This window comes from Dietzia sp. UBA5065, from assembly GCA_002415925.1.
GTDB lineage: Bacteria > Actinomycetota > Actinomycetes > Mycobacteriales > Mycobacteriaceae > Dietzia.
This window is the reverse complement of the sequence record DIAZ01000184.1, coordinates 1-1,909: the sequence shown is the minus strand read 5'-3', so window position 1 is coordinate 1,909 and position 1,909 is coordinate 1. Positions and strand designations below refer to the sequence as shown.

Annotated in this window: 2 protein-coding genes; both read right to left on the bottom strand. The window is 70.3% G+C overall.

Annotated features, from left to right (window positions below; translation table 11 throughout):
• Positions 1-812, bottom strand: an 812-nt coding sequence (metK, locus tag B4M60_RS15145; protein ID WP_291085928.1) for a methionine adenosyltransferase, incomplete at its 3' end; no start/stop codon positions are given.
• 40 nt (positions 813-852) lie between these two features.
• On the bottom strand, positions 853-1,909 hold a 1,057-nt coding region (gene coaBC, locus B4M60_RS15140), incomplete at its 5' end, for a bifunctional phosphopantothenoylcysteine decarboxylase/phosphopantothenate--cysteine ligase CoaBC (protein WP_291085925.1).

Below are 1,909 nucleotides of genomic sequence, written 5' to 3'. Positions count from 1 at the left end.
CCGTAGGTGTCGACGATGATCTTGCGACCGGTCAGCCCGGCGTCGCCCATCGGGCCGCCCAGGACGAAACTTCCCGTCGGGTTGACCAAGAGCCGGAGCGACGCGGTGTCGATCCCGCCGGCCGCCTCGGCCAGCACCGGGTCGATGACGTGCTCGGTCAGATCGTCACGCAGTGTGGTCTCGATGTCGATCCCCTCCGCGTGCTGGGTCGAGATGACGATCGTGTCCAACCGGACCGCCTTGTCACCGTCGTACTCGATGGTGACCTGGGTCTTTCCGTCCGGGCGGAGGTAGGGCAGGGTCCCGTCCTTGCGGACCTCGGTGAGTCGACGAGACAGGCGGTGCGCCAGTGCGATCGGCAACGGCATCAGTTCGTCGGTGTCCGAGCAGGCGTAGCCGAACATGAGGCCCTGGTCGCCTGCGCCCTGGCTGGCGATGGCGTCCTCGGCGGAACCGTCCCCGGTGCGGGCCTCGTGCGAGGTTTCCACACCCTGGGCGATCTCCGGGGACTGCTGGCCGATCGAGATCGACACGCCGCAGGAGACGCCGTCGAAGCCCTTGTCCGAGGAGTCGTAGCCGATCTTGACGATCGTGTCGCGGATGAGCTGCGGGATCTCCACGTAGCCGCTCGTCCTGACCTCGCCGGCCACGTGGACCTGACCGGTGGTGACCATGGTCTCCACCGCGACGCGGGCGTCCGGATCCTGCGCCAGCATCGCATCGAGGATGGAGTCGGAGATCGCGTCACAGATCTTGTCCGGATGGCCCTCGGTCACGGACTCGCTGGTGAACAGCCGGAGTGCCTGCGTCACAGTGGTTCTCTCTTCCATGGTGGGATCGCGTGGGAACAGACTAGTCGGTGCGGTCCGCGGCGCTCACGCCGGAGGGTCGGCTCCACATCGCCGCCACCGCGTCGAGGATCCGACCGGCCAGGACGTCCTTGCTCGCCCTGTCCACCAGCACCTCGCCGCCCGAGGAGTCGAGGATCCACCCGCCGTTGACGTCCTCGCCGAAGGTGGTGCCGCGTCCGACCTCGTTGACCACCAGGAGGTCGCACCCCTTCCGGGCGAGCTTGGCCCTGCCGTGTTCGAGGACGGTGCCGGAGGAGTCGCCCGTCTCGGCGGCGAACCCGACGAGCACGCAGTCGGCCGGGACGTCTCCGGACCCGCGGGCGGCGACCAGGTCGGCGAGGATGTCGGGGTTGCGCACCAGCCGGATCCCGGTCGGCTCCGACCCGCTGTCCTTCTTGAGCTTGGAGTCCGCCACGTCGGCCGGCCGGAAATCGGCGACGGCGGCGGCCTTGATCACGACGTCCGCGTGGGCCGCTGCGCGCAGCGTCCGCTCACGCATTTCCAGCGCCGACTCGATGTGCACGGCCTCGACCGCGGGTGGAGTCGGCAGATCGGAGGACGTCACCAGCGTCACGCGGGCCCCCCGGGCGGCGGCCACCGCGGCGATCGCGTGACCCTGCTTGCCCGAACTGCGGTTGCCGAGGAAGCGAACGGGGTCGATCTCCTCGCGCGTGCCGCCGGAGGTGACGACGACGTTCTTCCCGGCGAGGTCCCACGGCAGTGATCCCCCGTCGAGCAGGAGTCGGGCCAGCCGGGCGATGTCGGCAGGCTCCGGAAGTCGTCCGGCGCCGGTGTCCGCCCCCGTGAGCCGGCCCCACGCCGGCGGCATGACGTGGATGCCGTCCCCCCGGAGGGTGTCGACGTTGCGTCGGGTCGCGGGGTGCTCCCACATCTCCGTGTGCATGGCCGGGGCGAGGAGCACCGGGCAGCGGGCGGTGAGGAGCGTGGACGTGAGGAGGTCGTCGGCCCGACCACTCGCCGCGCGGGCGAGCAGGTCCGCGGTGGCGGGGGCGACGACGACGAGGTCCGCCCGTTGCCCCTGTCTCTTATACACATCT